This window comes from Corallococcus sp. AB032C (assembly GCF_003668935.1).
Classification (GTDB): domain Bacteria; phylum Myxococcota; class Myxococcia; order Myxococcales; family Myxococcaceae; genus Corallococcus; species Corallococcus exiguus.
In genome coordinates, this window is sequence record NZ_RAWP01000006.1 from 152,858 (window position 1) to 167,263 (window position 14,406).

Annotated in this window: 13 protein-coding genes; 9 read left to right on the forward strand and 4 right to left on the reverse strand. The window is 70.8% G+C overall.

The window, feature by feature from the left end:
- Positions 1–14: 14 nt before the first annotated feature.
- Entirely contained in the window at positions 15–716 is a 702-nt protein-coding gene (locus tag D7X99_RS04070; protein WP_121776548.1) for an MBL fold metallo-hydrolase, read from the reverse strand.
- Positions 717–815: 99 nt separating this feature from the next.
- Between D7X99_RS04070 and D7X99_RS04075 the strand changes: the two genes are divergently transcribed.
- From D7X99_RS04075 to D7X99_RS04085, 3 genes are read left to right on the forward strand one after another with little or no spacing between them, the layout of a single operon-like run.
- Positions 816–1,241, forward strand: coding sequence for a YeeE/YedE family protein (locus D7X99_RS04075; RefSeq protein ID WP_121776549.1), 426 nt, complete (start codon positions 816–818; stop codon positions 1,239–1,241).
- Between the two features lie 12 nt (positions 1,242–1,253).
- Positions 1,254–1,700, forward strand: coding sequence for a DUF6691 family protein (locus tag D7X99_RS04080; protein ID WP_120581478.1), 447 nt, complete (start codon positions 1,254–1,256; stop codon positions 1,698–1,700).
- Positions 1,681–2,490 carry a sigma-70 family RNA polymerase sigma factor gene (locus tag D7X99_RS04085; protein ID WP_121776550.1) on the forward strand — a complete coding sequence of 270 codons (810 nt, stop codon included), beginning with the start codon at positions 1,681–1,683 and terminating at the stop codon, positions 2,488–2,490. The genes D7X99_RS04080 and D7X99_RS04085 overlap by 20 nt, the downstream gene beginning before the upstream one ends.
- Here D7X99_RS04085 and D7X99_RS04090 read toward each other — a convergent pair.
- A complete protein-coding gene (locus tag D7X99_RS04090) occupies positions 2,477–3,553 on the reverse strand; it encodes a folate-binding protein YgfZ (protein ID WP_121776551.1) in 1,077 nt (358 codons plus the stop codon). The genes D7X99_RS04085 and D7X99_RS04090 overlap by 14 nt on opposite strands.
- Before the next feature lie 38 nt (positions 3,554–3,591).
- Between D7X99_RS04090 and D7X99_RS04095 the strand changes: the two genes are divergently transcribed.
- Genes D7X99_RS04095 through D7X99_RS04105 form a run of 3 tightly spaced genes read left to right on the forward strand, consistent with a single transcriptional unit; the run spans position 3,592 to position 5,726 of the window.
- Entirely contained in the window at positions 3,592–3,918 is a 327-nt protein-coding gene (locus D7X99_RS04095; RefSeq protein ID WP_121762013.1) for a cupin domain-containing protein, read from the forward strand.
- Positions 3,915–5,324, forward strand: a complete 1,410-nt coding sequence (locus tag D7X99_RS04100) for a thioredoxin domain-containing protein (RefSeq protein WP_121776552.1) — start codon at positions 3,915–3,917, stop codon at positions 5,322–5,324. Before D7X99_RS04095 ends, D7X99_RS04100 begins: the two co-directional genes overlap by 4 nt.
- 24 nt (positions 5,325–5,348) lie before the next feature.
- A complete protein-coding gene (locus tag D7X99_RS04105) occupies positions 5,349–5,726 on the forward strand; it encodes a translation initiation factor (RefSeq protein ID WP_121776553.1) in 378 nt (125 codons plus the stop codon).
- Positions 5,727–5,786: 60 nt separating this feature from the next.
- Here the strand turns inward: D7X99_RS04105 and D7X99_RS04110 are convergent, their stop codons facing one another.
- On the reverse strand, positions 5,787–6,794 hold the full coding sequence (locus tag D7X99_RS04110) for an isocitrate/isopropylmalate dehydrogenase family protein (protein WP_121776554.1): 1,008 nt from the start codon (positions 6,792–6,794) through the stop codon (positions 5,787–5,789).
- A gap of 400 nt (positions 6,795–7,194) precedes the next feature.
- Between D7X99_RS04110 and D7X99_RS04115 the strand changes: the two genes are divergently transcribed.
- Both D7X99_RS04115 and D7X99_RS04120 read left to right on the forward strand, forming a co-directional pair.
- Positions 7,195–9,378, forward strand: a complete 2,184-nt coding sequence (locus tag D7X99_RS04115) for a hypothetical protein (protein ID WP_121776555.1) — start codon at positions 7,195–7,197, stop codon at positions 9,376–9,378.
- A gap of 91 nt (positions 9,379–9,469) precedes the next feature.
- Positions 9,470–11,386, forward strand: coding sequence for a HEAT repeat domain-containing protein (locus D7X99_RS04120; RefSeq protein ID WP_121776556.1), 1,917 nt, complete (start codon positions 9,470–9,472; stop codon positions 11,384–11,386).
- Between the two features lie 2 nt (positions 11,387–11,388).
- Here D7X99_RS04120 and D7X99_RS04125 read toward each other — a convergent pair whose 3' ends face one another.
- Positions 11,389–12,174, reverse strand: coding sequence for a DUF2270 domain-containing protein (locus tag D7X99_RS04125; protein WP_121776557.1), 786 nt, complete (start codon positions 12,172–12,174; stop codon positions 11,389–11,391).
- 174 nt (positions 12,175–12,348) lie between these two features.
- Here D7X99_RS04125 and D7X99_RS04130 point away from each other — a divergent pair, with 174 nt between their 5' ends.
- A complete protein-coding gene (locus tag D7X99_RS04130; RefSeq protein WP_121776591.1) occupies positions 12,349–14,394 on the forward strand; it encodes a hybrid sensor histidine kinase/response regulator in 2,046 nt (681 codons plus the stop codon).
- Positions 14,395–14,406 lie beyond the last annotated feature (12 nt).

Consider the following 14,406-nt stretch of genomic DNA (forward strand, 5'->3'; position numbering starts at 1 on the left):
AAGGGCAGGGGACTTCAGGCCCCCTGCGGAGAAGGCGCCGTGTGCCCACAGGCGCGGTTGGCTGGGACGGCGACGTCGATCTTCCTGGGCTTGGGCAGGTGGAGGTTGTTCATCACCTCGATGAACTCCTCCCGGCTCCTGCCCGCGACGCGCGGGTTGTGTCGCTTCTCCTCGCCGATGCTCGTCACCAGGTGACCGTGGTAGTCGTGCGCGGGGTAGACGAGCGTTTCATCCGGCAGGCGGAAGAGGACGCGGGTGAGGCTGTCGTAGAGCTGGCTCGCGTTCCCGTTCTGGAAGTCGGTGCGGCCGTTGCCGCGCACGAGCAGCGCGTCCCCGGTGAAGACGCGGTCGCCCAGCAGGTAGCTGACGCTGTCGTCCGTGTGCCCCGGGGTGGCGAGCACCTGGAAGACGCGCTGCCCGACGCGCACCTCGTCTCCGTGGCCCACCTGGACGTTGGCGCAGGCGGCTCCTCCCTTGCTCCCCACCACCGTGGCCTGCGTGCGCTCGCGCAGCACTCCGGACGCGGTGACGTGGTCCGCGTGCACGTGGGTATCAAAGACGTGGGTGAGGGTGAGGCCCAGCTCGCCCACCAGTTTCAGATCCCGGTCGACCTGCTCGATGACAGGGTCGATGAGGACGGCCTGCCGCGTGGTCTCGTCGCCGAGGAGATAGGTGTAGGTCGAGGACTCTGCGTCGAAAAGCTGGCGGAAAATCATGTCGAAGCCTCCTGTCCTTGAGAGCCAGGGGTCAGGCAAAAGGATTCAGGGCCTTCCCCTGGCGGAATCCTCCACCTCCGAATCTGGCTCTTACAGGACATGATCTCCTCCCTCCTCCCTCCCCTCCTGGGTGGGGCGCTCATCGGCCTGAGTGCCTCCTTGCTCCTGTTGGCCAATGGCCGGGTCGCCGGCATCAGCGGCGTGGTGGGCTCGCTGCTGGCCCCCGTGCGCGGGGATGTCGCCTGGCGCGTGCTCTTCCTCGCCGGACTGCTCACCGGGGGCCTGCTGCTGGCGTGGCTGCGCCCTGGCTCCTTCCCGGCCCCCACGTCCTTGAGCGCGGGCGGCGCCTTGCTGCTGGTGGGGGCCGGACTGCTGGTGGGGTTCGGCTCGCGGCTGGGCAACGGCTGCACCAGCGGGCACGGCGTCTGCGGCATCAGCCGCGGCTCGGCCCGCTCCATCGCGGCCACGCTCACCTTCATGGCCAGCGGCGTCCTCACCGTCTTCCTGATCCGCCACGTCCTCTAGGGAAAGCCCTCCATGCGTTCAAACATCAGTGCGTTTCTCAGCGGCCTCCTCTTCGCCATCGGCCTGGGCATCAGCGGCATGACGGACCCGGCCAACGTCCTCGGCTTCCTCGACATCGCGGGGGATTGGGATTACCGGCTCGCGTTCGTGATGGGCGGCGCCATCGCCGTGCACGCGGCGCTGCGGCCCCTCATCCTCGGACGTGAGCGGCCCCTGTTCGCCGCGAAGTTCCCCACGTTCTCCGCCCGCGGGGTGGACCGCGGGCTCCTCGTGGGCGCGGGCCTCTTCGGCGTGGGCTGGGGGCTCGGCGGCTACTGCCCTGGCCCCGCGCTCACCTCGCTCGCCACCGGTGCGACGCAGTTGCTCGTCTTCGTGCCCGCCATGTTCGCCGGCATGTACCTTGCTCAAGGACCGCGAGCGTGGAGGAGGCGACCGGGTGATGTCGACGCGAACCGATGAGCAGCTGATGGAGGCCGCGCGCGCTGGCGACGACAAGGCGCTGGATGAGGTCCTCGCCCGCCACGAGAAGCAGGTGTACCGCTTTGGCCTGCGCATGTGCGGCTCGGAGGAGGACGCGAAGGAGGTGCTCCAGGAGACGCTGCTCGCGGCCTTCCAGGGCATCCACTCGTTCCGGGGCGACGCGGAGCTGTCCACGTGGCTGTATCAGGTGGCCCGCACGCACTGCCTCCGCCTGCGCCGCAAGCGCGCCGGAGCGCCCGAGGAGTTCCAGCCCCTCGACTCTCCCGCGGCCATCCACGTCGCCGCGGAGGCTGCCACCCCGGACGTGGTGTCCCATGCGCGGCAGATGGGGGAGGTGTTGCAGGCGGCCATCCTCGCGCTGCCGGAAGCCCACCGGGAGGTGCTCATCCTCCGGGACGTGGAGGGCCTGCCGGCGGAGGAGGCGGCGAAGGTGGTGGGCATCGAGGTGCGGGCGCTCAAGAGCCGGCTGCACCGCGCGCGGCTCCAGCTGCGCGAACACCTCTCCACGCTGATGGGGGAGGGCTCCGAGGAGCAGGCCCCGGCGTGCCCGGAGCTGGCGCGGGAGCTCTCCGAGTTCGCCGCGCAGGAGGTGGACCAGGCCACCTGCGTGCGTCTGGAGGACCATCTGTCGCGCTGCCCGCGCTGTACCGAGGCGTGCGACTCGCTCAAGCGCACGGTGTCCCTGTGCCGGCGCATTCCAGGGGATGCGGTGCCCGCGCCCGTGCGCGCGGCGGTGCGCCAGGCGCTGTCTCAGGCTACGAGGCCGTGAAGGGCAGGGCGGCCACCGTGACGGTGCCCGCGCCTTCGCCCAGCGTCAGCTCCGTGCCCGGCTCCAGCGAGTCGCGGTGCACGTAGCCCAGCGCCACCCGCTGACCCTTCACCGGGGACGTCACCACGCTCGTGACCCAGCCCACCTTCTTCTCCCCGCGGCGCAGCTCCGTGCCGGGCGCCACGTCCTGCTCACCCAGCAGCAGCCCCGCCAGCTTGCGGTTCATGTGCCCGCGGAAGGTGGCCCGGGCGATGACCTCCTGCCCGATGTAGCACCCCTTGTTGTAGGAGATGGCGTTGGTGAGGTTCGCCTCCAGGGGGATGGTGGTGTCCACCATGTCCTGCCCGTAGCGCGGCACCCCCGCCTCCACCCGCACCCGCTCCAGCGCGTCGAACCCCAGCGGCTTCAGCCCGTGTGCCCCGCCGGCCTGGACCAGCGCCGCCCACACCGCCTCCAGCCCCGCGCGCGGCACCAGCACGTCCACGCCGGACAGCCCGCCCGGCAGCGCCGTCCCCAGCAACCACACCTCCTGGCCGGCGAGGGTGGCCTTGCGGCTGGACAGGGGCGCCGGAAGCTCCGAGGGGCCGCCCGGGACGGCGGCCAGCACCTGGGCTGTCCGGGGACCGAGCAGCTTGAGCCAGCCCTGGTCCGGGGTGCCGTCGTGCAGCTCCGCGTCCTCGGAGATGAGGTATTTGTCCAGGAACTCCCGCACCTTGGCGCCCAGGCCGGGCTCCAGGTCCAACAGGAGGTCGCCCTCCCGCTTGAGGATGCGCGCATCTCCCACCATGGAGCCCTTCACCGTGAGGAAGGCGGCATAGGCGGCCGAGCCCACCGGGAGGTTCTTCACCTCCTGGGTCACCATGCCGTGGAGGAAGGAGGCGCGATCCTCCCCCGTTATCCGGAGGATTTCGCGGTAGGACGCATCGTGCAGTGCCACTGCGTCACGGGCCGCGCCATACTCCGCGCCCACGTCTCCATACCCGGCCACGACCTCGCGGCCGCCCACCGAAATGAAGCGGGCACCCACCTGCTCGTGAACAAAATGCAGCGTCAGCGGTTCCATGCCCGTCGCTATATAGAGGCGCAGGAGCGGATGCCACGATGGATGTGAAGCAGCTTTCGGCCTTCCAGGGCTTCTCCTTGGAGAAGCTCCAGAAGCACTCCGTCTTCCAGTCGGGTCGCTTCTTCCTCGACGTCTACTGCCTGGCCCCGGGCCAGGCGCAGAAGCCCCACCGGCATGCCACGTCCGACAAGGTGTACCTCGTGCTGGAGGGAAGCTGCCGCTTCCGCATCGGCGACGAGGAAGCGGCGCATGGCCCCGGCTCCACCCTTTTCGCCCCCGCGGGCATCGAACACGGCGTCGTCAATGACGGCCCGGACAACGCCCGCCTCCTCGTCCTGATGACCCCCCCTCCGGAGCACGCATGAGCAAGAAGGCCCCGACCCCGGCCGCCCCCGTTCCCACCCGTGGCGCACTCGCGCTGCTGGCGCTGGGACTCGTCACCAGCGGGCTCGCCGTCTATCAATGGCTGGAGTTGCTCACGGTGCGCGCGGGCGGCTCCACCGCCTGCAGCATCAGCGAGACCGTCAACTGCGCCACCGTCTGGAACTCGGACTTCGCCAGCGCCGTGCACGACACGCTGGGCATCCCCATCGCGGGCCTGGGCCTGGTGTGGGGCCTGGCCGCCGTGGGCCTCTCCGCGCTGTACCTCGCGTGGGCCAAGGCGGGCCGCGATGTGCGCCCGGCCACCAACGGACTGCGCCTGCTGGCGCTCGCGGGCGTCGTCTCCATCATCGTCTTCGCCGCCGTCAGCGCCCAGCTGGGCGTGGTGTGCCCCACCTGCATGGGCACCTACGCGCTGGTGCTCGTCTTCACCGGCGTGGCGTGGCGCGGCCTGCCCGGCCCCCTGATGCCCCAGGCGGGCGAGTGGGGCGACACGCTCAAGTGGACCGTGGGCATCTCCGCCGTCGCCTTCGTGGCCATGCAGATGCCCGGCCGGGCCACGCCGCACGCGCCGAAGGCCGGCGCCTTCCTGCCGCCGGTGGCCTCCACGCAGGCGCCGAACACGTCCGGCTCCAACTCCCCCATGCCGCCGCCCCCGCCCGCGCCGCCCGCCACGCTGGGAGAGTTCATCGCCAGCCTGGAGCCGCAGCAGCGCCAGTTCCTGTCGGATGCGCTCGCCGTGTATCGCGCGGCCACGCCGAAGCTCGCGGCCTATCCGTCGCGCGCCCTCTACGGCCCGGCGGACGCGCCGGTGAAGGTGCTGGAGTGGACCGACAGCAAGTGCCCCCACTGCAAGATGCTGGTGGAGGAGCTGGCCGCCATCAAGCAGCACGCGCCCCAGGGCATGCTGTCCGTGGAGGCGCGGCAGTTCCCGCTGGACGGCCAGTGCAACCCGGCCATCCCCAACCGCGGTCCGGACGCGCTCAGCGTGCGCTGCGCCGCGGCCCGGGCCACGGTGTGCCTGGAGGGCGCCAAGGACTTCTGGACGCTGCGCGAGAGGCTCTTCGCCGCGCAGGCCTTCCTGGACACCGACAAGGTGATGGAGATCGCCAGCTCCGGCTCCGTGGCTCGCCCGCAGCTGGAGGCGTGCATGACTGCGCCGGAGACCATCGGGAAGCTGCGCCAGGATGTCGAGTACGCGATGCGCTTCAACATCCAGGGCACGCCGCTGGTGCTGGTGAACGGCCGTGAAGTGCCGCCGTTCGCGCCGCTCATCTACGCGCTGGTGCTGGCGAGCGGAAACCCCGACGCCCCCGCCTTCAGCGCCCTGCCGCCTCCGCGCTCGCGGGGCACCGGCTCCCCCGGCCACGAGGGCCACGCCCACCCGTAAGGGGACAGGAGCGCGAAGGACGCCATGGGCAAGCGCGACAAGAAGGACGAGGCCCCGCCGCCGGGGCCCTTCAACAACCCCTTCGCCGCCCTGTCCGCGCAGCGGGACGCGCTGCCCGTGGGAGCGCCTCCGCCCCCGCCCCGGGAGAAGCCGGAGCCCAAGGGCCCCGCGCGCGCCGTGGTGCGCATGGAGCGCAAGGGCCGGGGCGGCAAGGAGGTGACGGTGGTGGAGCAACTGGGGCTGTCCGCCGCCCAGCTGGACACCTGGCTCAAGGCGCTCAAGGGCGGCCTGGGCTGCGGTGGAGTGGTGGAGGAGGACGCGCTGGTGTTGCAGGGCGACCAGCGCGAACGGCTTCCCGCGCTCCTGGAAGCGCGAGGCGTGCGCAAGGTCATCGTCGGCTGAAAACAGGAAGGGGGCCGGAGGAGAACCTCCCGCCCCCTTCGAAGCACCGCCTGCGCTGGACTACAGCGCGGCGATGATGGCGTCGGTGAACTCGCGCGTGGTGGCGCTGCCGCCCAGGTCGCCGGTGCGCACCTTCGCCTCGCCGCCGTAGACCTTCTGGATGGCGTTGGCCATGCGCTGGGACGCCTCACGCAGGTCCAGCCACTCCAGCATCATGACGGCGGACATCATCAGCGCGGTGGGGTTCGCGATGCCCTTGCCCGCGATGTCCGGGGCGGTGCCGTGCACGGCCTCGAAGACGGCGGTGCGCTCGCCGATGTTGGCGCCCGGCACCATGCCCAGGCCGCCCACCAGGCCCGCGCACAGGTCGCTGACGATGTCGCCGTACAGGTTCTCCAGCACCATCACGTCGAAGCGGGTCGGGTCCTTCACCAGCTGCATGCAGAGGTTGTCGACGATGACCTCGTCGTACGCGACCTCCGGGAACTCGCGGCTCACCTTGCGGCAGCAGTCCAGGAAGAGGCCGTCCGACAGCTTCATGATGTTCGCCTTGTGGATGGCGGACACCTTCTTGCGGCCGTTCTTCTTGGCGTACTCGAAGGCGAAGCGGGCGATGCGCGTGGACGCCTTCTCCGTGATGACCTTGATGGCCTCCACGACGCCCGGCACCACGATGTGCTCCAGGCCCGCGTAGAGGTCCTCGGTGTTCTCACGAACGACGACCAGGTCGACGTTCTCGTAGCGCGTCTTGACGTTGGGGACGCTCTTCACCGGGCGCAGGGACGAGTACAGGTCCAGCCGCTTGCGCAGGCCCACGTTCGCGGAGGGCAGGCCGCCACCCACGACGGTGCCGGTGGGGCCCTTGAGCGCCACGCCGCTGCGGAGCACGGCCTCCACCGTCTCGTGGGGCAGGTTGGTGCCGAACTTGGCCACCACCTCCGTGCCCGCGTCCTTGAACTCGAACTCCAGGGGGACCTTGAGGGCTTCCAGGACGCGGATGGTGGCCGCCGAAACCTCGGGACCGATGCCGTCGCCGTTGATGACCGTCACAATGCGCGTGTTCGCCATGGGGGCGGTTCACACCACAAATCCGGGAGGGCCGGAAGGGCGAAAGCACCCGGGATTCACCCCTGGGCATGGCCCCCATCAGCCCGGGTGGTCCGTCCGGCCGCCCGGCAGGGGGCCTTGGCTGACCCGCCCGGGGGCGTGACGGCGGGAGCGGGCCCCGGCCAGGGGGGCGTCCAACGCATGTGTCGAACGTGTATCGCGCCCCCAAGCCCAGGCGTCTGTCGTTGCCTTCGGGGCAACGGCTGAACTTGCCGTTTGTGGTCTGCGCGTCCTCACGGCGCCAGGCGCTCCCTCGACGTCCCCTCTGGCGCGCGGGGTGAAGAGGCCCGGCACGCATCGTGCTCATGGGCTGCGGCGTCCGGGCCCTGCTGGCCCGTGCGTTCCCCGAGATGAGGCTTTCATGAGTTCGCGCAGAACCCCTGTCCGGCTGCCGCACCCCGTGCGCTGGGCCATGCTGTCCACCCTGTCGCTGGCGGCCCCCCAGGCGCTGGCGGCCCCCTGCACCCAACCCACGCTGACCGAGTGCTCCGGCGTGGACTACCGCGCGTCCTCGTGCGGCCAGGAGAACGACTCCTATTGCCAGGGCCTGATGGAGTCCGAGTGGAAGGCCCGCTACACGTCCGCGCCCAAGCGCACCGCGCTGCTGCCCGACAGCATGGGCGGCGGTGTGGAGTCGGTGGCCGTGCAGCCCAACGCCGTCCTCAACACGCTCTTCTCCGGTTCGGATGAGTCCGTCGTGGGCCAGGTGCAGCGCGGCCAGGTGCTGGCGCGCAAGGACTACAAGAACCTCACCAAGGTGGAGCAGGCGTACAACAAGCAGCGCAACGAGTGGGACGCCAACGGCGTGCTGGAGCGCTCGTGCCAGGAGTTCGTGCACGAGAAGCACTACGACTTCAGCCGCTTCGAGCAGAACGCGGGCCGCTTTGGCGACGACTTCCGCGCGCAGTTCACCGCGGCCTACGGCTCTGGAGGCATCGCGGAGCGCACGCTGTTCAGCAAGGACGGGGTGAAGCAGGCGCCCCTCTGGGATGGCAAGACGCGCGTGGAGAAGAACGCGTACTTCCGCTTCGTTCCGGGGCCGTACCCCAAGGGCGCCAAGGGCTACGTCTTCACCTCCGAGGCGGCGCTGAAGGCGAACAACGTGGAGGCCCGTCAGGCGGTGCTGCCCTCGGACGCGTGGCACCAGGCCCTGAGCAAGTCGCTGAGCAAGGTCGCCGACGACGTGCTCAACGATTCTCAGCAGCGCCAGGAGGCCTTCTCCGCCCTGCTGGAGCGGCGCAACGCCGTCTACGCCGGCTGGCAGCGCGAGTCGGAGATGCTGCGCAGCCGCGACTTCAGCACGGTGGAGCTGGATGAGAGGGTCGCCGAGCAGCTGTACGGTCTGGACAAGCAGTTGGAGGAGTCGCTGGTGAAGGCGGACTCCGAGGGCTGCCTCGACACCAGCAAGGCCACGGCGTGTGACTGGAGCCCTCGCCGCTACAAGGCCATGGTGGACGCGGTCATGGTGCCCCGCCGCGAGGCGGACCTGCGCCAGTGCCTCACCGTCACCGGCAACGACTTCGGCGCGGAGAGCTTCATCCGCAACGCGGACCGGCTGAAGATCAAGGGCCTGGACCAGAAGGACTACACGCTCAACCCGACGCTGGTGAATGCGTACGTCAAGGCCATGGCGGAGTACCTGGCGCAGCAGGCGGCGAATCAGCAGCCGCCCACGAACCCGGTCACCATGACCAAGCGCCAGGCGCAGGACTTCTCCGCGGGCGGCTACGCGGGTGACAACAACTTCGGCGGTGGCTATTCGCTGCGCGCGGGCTGGGAGCTGTCCACGCCCGGCTCCGCGTTCACCGGCAACTGGTGCGACACCAACGCCGCCATCTTCAGCGAGCTGGGCCTCTACGCGAACGTGTTCAGCCCGGTGCGCACGGAGATCGCCTGGCTGTCCGGCCGCGCGTCCACGCAGCCCTCCGCCATCCGCGTGGAGCTGGGCGCGCGCGTGCTCGGCAAGTCCGTCTTCACGTTCGACAAGTCCTACCCGGCGCGCTTCACCTTCATCGAGCGCAAGCCCTTCGTGGACAAGGACGCGGCCAAGGCGAGCGCCACCTTCATGGTGTGGTTCATCCCCGTGACGGTGAGCGGCGGCCTGTCCGTGGAGGTGGGCATCGCCACGTCGATGGGCGGCGCCCTGGGCCGTGACTGCGCGCGCAACCTCATCACGCTGGACCTGCTGGGCAGCATCGGGCCCTACGCGTCCGCCAACGGCTTCGTGTCGCTGGCCATCGGCATCCCGGGCTTCCAGATTGGCGTCCGCGGAACGCTGACCATCCTGAGCTTCAGCCTGCCGCTGGAGGGCCGCATCGGCGTCGCGCTGAGCTCGCCCACGCACCCGACGAACCCCAACACGCTGTTCCTGGGCCTGGGCACCAGCCTGAACATGACGCTGCGCTCGCTGGATGGCCGGCTCTCCGTGTTCGCGGAGCTGGGCTTCCTGAAGGGCGAGTTCCCCATCGTGTCGTGGCAGGGCTTCGGCACCAGCACGCAGCTCTTCAACGACCAGCATTACCTGCCGCTCGCGCAGCTCTACTAGCCGCGCTCTCGCATGCCCCCCGGGGCTGGCTTCAACGGCCCCGGGGGAGTGGTTCCCCTCTTCTTTCGACTTCTTGCTTTGGGAGTGTTTCATGCGTCGCTCGACCCTCGTTCGTGGCGTGGCCGGTCTGGGTGCCCTGGTGTGCCTGGGGGCGCTGCCCTTCTGGCTGTCCGTACCGTCCCCGTCCGCCGCGACGGTGGAGTCCTCCGAGTCCTCCCACCGGTTGCCGCTGTTCCGCTGGCGCGTGGGCGAGGCGCACACCTTCCACCTCGTCTGGGATGACCTGACGCGCGTGGCGCTGCCCATGCCGGGGCCGGACGCGAAGACCCAGTCGCTGGAGGGCGTGCTGCACCTGGACGGCGAGCTCTCGCTCCAGGCGCTGGAGACGCGCGCGACGGGCACCCGGCTGCGCCTGACGCTGCGCCGGCTGGGGCGGCACGAAGCGGTCCTCTCCGGACAGGCGCTGCTGCCCGACGCGGCGGCGCTCCAGGCCCACCTGCCGGACACTTCTAGCGCGTGGCTGGAATTGGACGCGCGCGGCGCGCTCCAGGCGGTGCGCTTCTCCGAGGCCGAGCCCCCGCTGTTCCGCCAGTTCGCGCAGACGCTGGCGGCGGAGCTGTTCCCCTCCGCGCTGCGCGATGAGCCGTCGTGGACGGCCACCGAGTCCACGCAGACGGGCGAGGTGGAAGCGGCGTTCGCCTTCGAGCCTGGGGACACCTCGCGGCTGACCCGCCGGAGGACGCGCTACCAGAGCCTGCGCGCGGCGGGCGCGGCGACGGTGGCGAAGCAGGAGCTGGGTTCGCTCACGACCTTCGACCGCGACGCGGAAGGACACCTCGTCGCCATCTCCCAGGACGAGGTGCTGGACGCGCTGGGCACGGACGGGAACGTGCTGGTGTCCAAGCGGCTGCGCCTGCGGCTGACGTACCAGTCGCGGGAGATGCAGCCCCTGCCTCCTTCGGATGAGCAGAAGCTGGTGGTGCGCACGCCGTCGCAAATCGCCTTCGAGACGGATCCGGAGATGGCGGCACTGCGCGGCCAGGCGGACGGGATGACCGTGGACGAGCTCCTGGAGACGCTGGAGGACGCCACCAGTCCGGATGCCATCGCGGGGCTGGACGTGTTCGCGCGGCGGGCCATCGCGGCGCTGCAACTGGAGCCGAAGCGCTGCCAGGAGTTGACGCGGCTGTTCCTGAAGCCGGGCACGCATCCGGGCATGCGCGAATTGATGCTGGACCTGCTGGTGGGCGCGGGCCACCCGCAGGCGCAGGCCACGCTGCGCACGCTCCTCCAGGCGCCAGAGGCCCGGGAGCACGCGGGCGCGTACGTGATGATGGTGCAGCGCGCGGGGTTCGTGACGAAGCCGGAGCCGGAGATGGGCGTGATGCTCAACGGGCTGCTGGACCGCGCCCGGACGGAGCACGACGTCCCGGTGGAGCGGGCCACGTCGTACGCGCTGGGGGCCTGGTCCTCGCGCTTGAACCCGGGGTCGGCGGAGGCGCGAGCGGCGGTGCGGACGCTGGAGAACGCCGTGGCCCAGGCGCCGGGGGACGAGGACCGGTCGCACGCGCTGCGCGCGCTGGGGGGCACGGCGGCGGAGCGGCTGGTGGACGTGGTGCCGCCGCACCTGCGCGCGGAGTCCCCGGACGTGCGGGCCGCGGCGGCGGATGCGCTGCGCCAGGCTCCGCAGGAGCTGGCCACGCGACTCTTGCTGGACGCGCTGGGGACGGAGAAGGACCGGAGCGTGCAGCGGGCGCTGCTGGACGCGCTGAACACGCGGCCTCTCGACGCCGGTGCGCTGGAGCACCTGCGGGCGTGGGTGGTGGCCGGAGGGCTGGCGGCGGGCGAGGAGCCCGCGCTGCTGGCGGTCGCGGCCCAGCACCTGGAGGGGGGCACGCCCGTGTTCCAGATGCTCCAGGCGATCGCGCTGCGGCCAGACCTCCAGGCGCCCACGCGCGCCCGGGTGATGTCGCTGATGGCGCAGCTAGGCGCGCAGCTCGGCGGCTAGCGTCAGGGGTCGAACGGGGCGGGCGGGCGCGGCGCGTTGGCGCGCGCGCCCGGGGGCCGCGGGCGCTTGCGGCGCTGGATGGCGTAGGGCCGGTAGAAGGCCTCCCACATCGCCGCCCGGCGTCCGCGCGGCCGGGTGCGCAGTTCGCCCAGCGGCGACCGGATGAAGAAGGACGCGGTGAAGAGGTACGCCGCCGCCACGGTGAGGAACAGCAGCGCGGCCATCACCACCGGCCCCGGAATCCAGGCCACGTGCGCCCGGTCCACGAAGTCCCCGAAGTCGCGCGGCGGACGCGGGTGGCTGTAGACCTTGAAGAACCAGGTCACCAACAGGACGATGAGGATGGGCCCGTACGCGCGGTTGAGCCGCGTCGCGATGGCGGACACCAGCGACAGCTGGATTTGCGGCCGGGACATCTCCACCGCCAGCTCCCGCAGCGCGTCTGGATCCACCGGCTCGCGCCGCAGCATCGGCGCCCACCAGCCGTCCTCCAACAGGCGCACGCGGCGGTTCCACAGGTCGTAGTAGCGGTAGCGCCGCGCCTCGATGAGCAGGAAGGACACCACCATCCAGATGCCCACCAGGAACGTGACGTGCGAGCTCTCCGGCGACGCGAAGCCGAAGGAGATGACCGCCGCCGTCGTGGTGAGCGCCCAGTTCGTCGTCGTGTCCAGCCGCGTGCGCCACGTGTCCGAGCGGCTCAGCTCGCCACGGAAGAGCTGCGCCATGGCCTGCTGAGAGATCTCAGGCTGCTCCAGGTCGTTCTTCCTGTGCTCCTTCGTGCTCATCCGTGCCTGGAAAGGTGGGGACGACCGCTCGCCTTTGCCAGGGCGGCCGGGCAGGCGGGCGCTCGGGACCCGTGATGGAGGCGTTCGTGTGGAACGCCTGACATTGCCGCACCGCGAGGAGACGGGGGGCGGGTGGCTGGACGCCTGGAGCGTGCGCATCGTGCGCCCTTGAGCGTGCCTTCTTCCGATACCGCCATCGCCGCGCTGTCAGCCCTGCTCTCGGACGAGGGCGAGCGCATCACGCGCCTGTGGTCCAAGCGCCTGCGCGCGGAGACGTACGAGGTGGAGGTCCCCGGCAGGGACCTGCGCGCACCGCTGCGCTATCTGTTGGATGAGCTTGCCCGGCTGCTCGAGGACCGGGGTGAGGACGCCGTGCGGCTGTGGCCGGAGGTGGTGCGTTCGCACGGGGCCTTCCGGTACGACCAGAACTTCGAACCCGAGGACCTGACCCGCGAGTTCAAGTCGCTCCAGGAGGTGCTGCTCTACGTCTATGCGCGCCGCAACGGAGGCGTCATCCACGCGGACGTGGCGGAGCTGGTGTCGGAGCTGGTGTGGGAGGCGGACGCGTCCGCGCAGGCCTCCTACGCGCGCGTGCTCAAGACGGAGGAGGTGCGCTTCCGCGAGGCGGCGGTGATGGAGTCGGTGCTCAACCACGTGGAGGTGGGCATCCTGCTGGCGGAGACGGATGGCACGGTGTCCTTCGCCTCGCCGCCGGTGAGCCGCCTGATGGGCGTGCCCATGCGCGCGGTGGTGGGCGCGCGAGCCACCGGCTCGCTGGGCCCCGTGCTCACCCAGGTCAACGCGCGGCACCCCACGGGTGAGCCCTTCAAGGTGCAGGACATGCCCTTCCTGCGCGCGCTGCGTGAGAAGGCGCCGGTGCGCGGCGTGATGATGCAGGTGGAGCGCCCCGGCGGCGGAGACGCCACGCTGGAGATGAGCGCCACGCCGGTGTGGGAGGAGGACCAGGTCCTGGCGGGCGTCATCCAGACCTTCAGCGATCGCACCGAGGCCGCGGTGAAGACCAAGGCCCTGGAGAACGCGCACGGCGAGGTGCGCAGGCTCCAGGGACAGCTCCTGCGGCGCACCCGGCAGCAGGCGCTGGGGCAGCTGGCGAGCGGCGCCGCGCACGCGCTCAACAACTTCCTCAACGTGCTGCGGCTGCGCATCACGCTGTTGCAACGCGAATACAAGCCCGAGCACGTCGACGCGCTGGACAAGACGGTGCGCAACATTGGCGAGCTGGTGGCGCGGCTGCAGGAGTTCAACGTGCAGCGCACCGAGGAGCACCTGGGCAACGTGCCGGTGGACCAGACGGTGCGCGAGGCGCTGGAGCTGGCTCGGGGCGAGCTGGAGCAGCGCGAGCACCCGGTGCACACGGAGCTGGACCTGGGCTTCCCGTGGGGCGTGAAGGCGGACGCGGGCTTCTTCCGCGAGCTCATCGTCAACCTGATGCTGTCCGCGCGCGACCGCATGGAGGGCGGCGGCACGCTGGTGATTCGCTCCCGTCCGGCGGCGGAGGACTGGCTGGACCTGCGCATCGAGGACGGGGGAAAGCCCTACGCGCAGGACGAACTGGCGGGCCTGTTCGACCCGCTGCGCAGGGACCCGGGGGCGCCGCAGTTCTCGCTGTTCCTGGCGGTGGCGCGCACGCAGGTGCAGCGCTGGGGCGGAGAGCTGACGGTGGAGAACCGTCGTGACGGCTCGGGCGCGAGTTTCCTCGTGCGGCTGCCGCGCTTCCGCGATGTTTCAGCGGGCGAGCCTGTGTCCGCCGAGCCGTCGCCAGCGCAGCCGGCGGGACGCATGCCGCGCATGCCCGGGCGCGCGCGCCGCGTGCTGGTGGTGGACGATGATTTGGACAACGCGCGGATGATGGCGGAGGTGCTGGGCGAGGAGGGCTACGAAGTGCAGGTGGCGCACAGCCCGGACGTGGCCCTGCGCATCTGGGAGAAGCACCCCTACGACGCCGCGCTGCTGGACGCGGTGATGCCGGAGATGACGGGCTGGGAGCTGGCGCGCGAGCTGCGGCAGCGCACGCCCCAGGCCCTGCTGGCCATCGTCACCGGCATGGACGTGCGGGGACAGAACCGCGCGAGCCTGGCGCAGGTGGATGCCGTGTTCCGCAAGCCCATCGACGTGGGCGCCCTGGACGACTTCCTCTCCCAGAGCCGGAACGAGGATGAGTCCTCCGAGCAGGAGAGCCCGCACGACACAACGCATTGACGGGCCTGGAAC

Coding starts and splice junctions, on each gene's coding strand:
- D7X99_RS04125 (WP_121776557.1), bottom strand. CDS start 12,174: ATGAGCACGAAGGAGCACAGGAAGAACGACCTGGAGCAGCCTGAGATC.
- D7X99_RS04095 (WP_121762013.1), top strand. CDS start 3,592: ATGGATGTGAAGCAGCTTTCGGCCTTCCAGGGCTTCTCCTTGGAGAAG.
- D7X99_RS04115 (WP_121776555.1), top strand. CDS start 7,195: ATGAGTTCGCGCAGAACCCCTGTCCGGCTGCCGCACCCCGTGCGCTGG.
- D7X99_RS04100 (WP_121776552.1), top strand. CDS start 3,915: ATGAGCAAGAAGGCCCCGACCCCGGCCGCCCCCGTTCCCACCCGTGGC.
- D7X99_RS04070 (WP_121776548.1), bottom strand. CDS start 716: ATGATTTTCCGCCAGCTTTTCGACGCAGAGTCCTCGACCTACACCTAT.
- D7X99_RS04120 (WP_121776556.1), top strand. CDS start 9,470: ATGCGTCGCTCGACCCTCGTTCGTGGCGTGGCCGGTCTGGGTGCCCTG.
- D7X99_RS04105 (WP_121776553.1), top strand. CDS start 5,349: ATGGGCAAGCGCGACAAGAAGGACGAGGCCCCGCCGCCGGGGCCCTTC.
- D7X99_RS04085 (WP_121776550.1), top strand. CDS start 1,681: ATGTCGACGCGAACCGATGAGCAGCTGATGGAGGCCGCGCGCGCTGGC.
- D7X99_RS04080 (WP_120581478.1), top strand. CDS start 1,254: ATGCGTTCAAACATCAGTGCGTTTCTCAGCGGCCTCCTCTTCGCCATC.
- D7X99_RS04075 (WP_121776549.1), top strand. CDS start 816: ATGATCTCCTCCCTCCTCCCTCCCCTCCTGGGTGGGGCGCTCATCGGC.
- D7X99_RS04110 (WP_121776554.1), bottom strand. CDS start 6,794: ATGGCGAACACGCGCATTGTGACGGTCATCAACGGCGACGGCATCGGT.
- D7X99_RS04090 (WP_121776551.1), bottom strand. CDS start 3,553: ATGGAACCGCTGACGCTGCATTTTGTTCACGAGCAGGTGGGTGCCCGC.